The following is a 4,105-nucleotide window of genomic DNA, read 5'->3' as shown; positions in this document are numbered from 1 at the left end:
GCGGGGCGCGGGCGGGCAGCGGGCCGCCGCGGGCCGCCGCGAACGCGGCGAGCGCGCCGAGCAGGATCCCGGCGAGGCCGGGCAGCAGGTTGTTCGGGAACGGCAGCGGCGACACCGCGCTGACCTGGTACGGAATCAGGATCGCGGCGACCAGCAGGCCGCCGAGCGCGGCGCCGGCGTCGATCCGCCAGACCGGCCCGCCGTCCCCGGCGCGGCGCAGCGGCGCCCGCACCGCCACGGCCAGCAGCCACGCCGCCATCACCTGGCCGACGATGACGATCGGCACGACCTCGATGCCGGAGATCGCGTACGTCCCGGCGACCGCGCCGGTGCCGACGCCGAGGACCGTCCCGCCGAGCACGCACAGGCCGCCGGGCACCGCCCGCACGGCGAGCCCGGAGGCGAGGAACGCCAGCGCGAACCCCTGCCCGATGACGATCGTGACGTGCGCGGCGGTCAGCGACTGCCAGCCGGACGACGCGACGAACGCGGGGCTGGACAGGACGAGGACCTGCAGCGCGAGGAACGGCCCGAGCGCGGCGGCGCCCAGCGCGTCCCGCCAGGACACCCCGGGCGCGGCGACGGGCCCGGACGCCACCTCGCGGTAGAGCGCGGCGGCGCCGGCGCCGACGAACGCCAGGCACACCAGCCACGGGCCGATGCCGTCCCGCCAGACCGGGTCCCAGGTGGCGAAGCACATCCGCACGGCGGTGTCGATGGACAGGCCCGCGACGGCCGCGGTGGCGAAGCCGACCCCGGACAGGCCGCGGGCGCCCTCGTACAGCGCCGCGAGGGCGATCATGCCGATCGCGGTGCCGGCGAACGCGAGCCAGGTGCGCGGGTCGACGGCCTGCGCGAGCAGCCGGACCGCGAACAGCCCGCCGACGCCGGCGAGTAGCAGCCCGCGCGGGCCGGCGGCGCGGCGGATCAGCGGGGCGGCGAACCCGGCGAGGTAGATGACCAGCACGCCGGCCGCGGCGACCGGGAAGCCGGCCCGGTCGGCGAAGTGGTCGAGCTGCGGCAGCGAGAACCGCAGGGTCTGCGCGAGGACCGCGACGGTGACCGCGATCAGCGCGAGCCGGGCGGGGCCCTGCGGGACGATCGAGGGGCCGGCCGCGGCGGGGCCGCCGGTCCTGGTGCCGACGTCGGCGTCTGTGCTGGCCAATTGAACGAGAGCTCCCGGGGACGAGCGGACCTTCGGGGGTGTGGTGAAGCGTCGGGGGGCACGCGGGCCCTCCGCCATCGTGACGCAAGCGAAGCACGGCCGGAGGCCGATCCAGAAGATCGTTCTCCGGCCGTGTTCGTGTTGTTCACCGTCGCGTTGTCAGCGGGCGTCCTCCCCCGGCGGGCCGGACGGGTCCGGCCGCCGGGGGAGGCGGCGGCTCACTGGCCGCCGGAGAGCTTCTCCCGCAGCGCGGCGAGCGCCTCGTCGGTGGCGAGGGCGCCACCGCCGGACTCGCTCTCGCCGCCGCCGGAGTAGGAGGTCTCGCCGCCGCCGCCGGCGGCGGCGGTCGGCTCGGCACCGGCCTCCGCCTCGGCCTTGCGGGCCTCCTCGATCTGCTTGCGGTGGGCGTCGAAGCGGGTGCGGGCCTCGGCGTACTGCCGCTCCCAGGTCTCCCGCTGCTCGTCGAAGCCCTCCAGCCACTCGCCGGTCTCGGCGTCGAAGCCCTCGGGGTACTTGTAGTTGCCCTGCTCGTCGTACTCGGCGGGCATCCCGTACAGCGTGGGGTCGAAGTCCTCTTCCTCCATGCTGGCCGCGCCCTCGTTGGCCTGCTTCAGCGACAGGCTGATGCGGCGCCGGTCGAGGTCGATGTCGATGATCTTCACGAAGATCTCGTCGCCGACCTGGACGACCTGCTCGGGGATCTCCACGTGCCGCTCGGCCAGCTCGGAGATGTGCACCAGGCCCTCGATGCCCTCCTCGACCCGGACGAACGCGCCGAACGGCACCAGCTTGGTGACGCGGCCCGGCACGACCTGGCCGATCTGGTGGGTGCGGGCGAACTGCTGCCACGGGTCTTCCTGGGTCGCCTTGAGCGACAGGGAGACGCGCTCGCGCTCCATGTCGACGTCCAGGACCTCGACCGTGACCTCCTGGCCGACCTCGACGACCTCGGACGGGTGGTCGATGTGCTTCCAGGACAGCTCGGAGACGTGCACCAGTCCGTCCACGCCGCCGAGGTCGACGAACGCGCCGAAGTTGACGATCGAGGACACGACGCCCTTGCGGACCTGGCCCTTCTGCAGCGTGTTGAGGAAGGTCTGGCGGACCTCGCTCTGCGTCTGCTCCAGCCAGGCGCGGCGGGACAGCACCACGTTGTTGCGGTTCTTGTCCAGCTCGATGATCTTGGCCTCGAGCTCGCGGCCGACGTAGGGCTGCAGGTCGCGGACGCGGCGCATCTCGACCAGCGACGCGGGCAGGAAGCCGCGCAGCCCGATGTCGAGGATGAGGCCGCCCTTGACGACCTCGATGACCGTGCCGGTGACGATGCCGTCCTCGTCCTTGATCTTCTCGATCGTGCCCCAGGCGCGCTCGTACTGGGCGCGCTTCTTGGACAGGATCAGACGGCCTTCCTTGTCCTCCTTCTGGAGGACGAGGGCCTCGACGTGGTCTCCGACGGTGACGACCTCGTTGGGGTCGACGTCGTGCTTGATGGAGAGCTCGCGCGAGGGGATGACGCCCTCGGTCTTGTAGCCGATGTCGAGGAGGACCTCGTCACGATCGACCTTGACGACAGTGCCTTCGACAATGTCGCCGTCGTTGAAGTACTTGATGGTCTCATCGATCGCCGCGAGGAAGGCTTCCTGCGACCCGATGTCGTTGACCGCTACCTGCGGGGTGGTCGAGGTGGCCTCGGTGCTGCTCGTCATGTGTCGGCTGGCTCCGGTACGGACATGGAAGTCGTGTGGGTTGTGCGCGGAGGGCCGTTATCCGCCCTGCCGAAGACCGGAATGGGACGCGGACCGTGCCGCGCCGGTGAACCGAACCGTTGTCGCCGACCTGACCGAGCGCGAGCCTGCTCCGTCCGAAGCGCGCGCAGGCCCACAGCGCAGCGATCAGGATATGGGACCAATCTCGCGTGGTCAATCCGCACGGGGCGGCGATGATCAGTACGTCCGCGCACGAGCCCGGTACTCCTTGGCGAGCCGGTCCTCGGCGGCCTTCGGAAACGTCACGGTGTTCGGGTCCCCGTCAGATGTGTACCGCTCCTCGGGGTGCTTGTCCAGGTACTCCAGCCAAGCGGTCGAGCAGTACTTCTTGCAGTCGTTCTCCTTGATCTTGCCCTCGGACCGGACCCGGTCGATCTTCCACCGGTCGAAGTCGCCGTCGAACGGCGACAGCGACGGCCGCCAGCCGGCCAGGAACATGCCCGTGAAGGCGTACCGCCCGTCCTCCTTCTCGGCCCACTTCTCCTTCTTCGGGACGGAACCGAACGGGTAGGCGAACGTGGTGGTGTGCGCCCCGGTGAGCTTGACGATCTCGTCCTCCATGCCGCCGATCTCCTTGCGCACCCCCTTTTCGGACATCCCGGACAGGCTGGGGTGCGTCATCGTGTGGTTGCCGATCTCGAACCCGTGCTGCCGCAGCCACTTCAGCCCCGCCGCCGCCTGCACGTCGTCCATCCCGAACAGGTCCTTGTTCAGGTAGAACGTCGCCACCGGACGGAACCCCGGGTTCTCCCGCGCGACCCGCTCGATGATCGCGACGGCCGTGTCCGGCTTCGGATTGCCCTGCGCGTCCAGCCCGAAATGCCCCGGCGTGCTGTCGTCGAACGTCAGCACCACCGGGTGCTTGCCCGCCGGGACGTTGAACCGCCCGCTGACGAACTCGGCCGCCGTGATCGGGTAGTAGCCGTCCTTGGCGAGCCGGGTCAGCTCGTCGTACAGCTCCTTGGTCGACCGGTCCAGCGACAGCTCGGGCTTCGGCAGGATCCGGTGGTACATGATCACCGGCACCTGCCCCAGCTCGTTCGCCTTGGCCGCCACCGCCGCGGGCGCCGCCGCCGGAATCGGCGCGGAAGCGGACGCCGACGGCGACCCGGACGGCCCCGCGGACCCCGATCCCGCCGGCGCGGGCGGCCCACCCCGGCCCCTATTCACATCT

2 protein-coding genes and 1 pseudogene are annotated in these 4,105 nt (G+C 71.4%); all 3 read right to left on the bottom strand.

The window, feature by feature from the left end; translation table 11 throughout:
* Positions 1 to 1,165 (bottom strand): annotated as a pseudogene (locus HUX53_RS33540) (endonuclease/exonuclease/phosphatase); the annotation flags it as partial.
* A 218-nt stretch (positions 1,166 to 1,383) separates the two neighbouring features.
* Positions 1,384 to 2,871 (bottom strand): 30S ribosomal protein S1, encoded by a 1,488-nt coding sequence (rpsA, locus tag HUX53_RS33535; RefSeq protein ID WP_176407276.1) that lies wholly within the window; start codon positions 2,869 to 2,871, stop codon positions 1,384 to 1,386.
* 237 nt (positions 2,872 to 3,108) lie between these two features.
* The gene (locus HUX53_RS33530; protein WP_255205898.1) at positions 3,109 to 3,945 is read right to left on the bottom strand and encodes a polysaccharide deacetylase family protein; all 837 of its coding nucleotides are present in this window, start codon (positions 3,943 to 3,945) and stop codon (positions 3,109 to 3,111) included.
* Positions 3,946 to 4,105 lie beyond the last annotated feature (160 nt).

The organism is Actinomadura sp. BRA 177 (genome assembly GCF_013372625.1).
Classification (GTDB): Bacteria; Actinomycetota; Actinomycetes; order Streptosporangiales; family Streptosporangiaceae; genus Spirillospora.
This window is presented reverse-complemented; position numbering and strand designations above follow the sequence as displayed.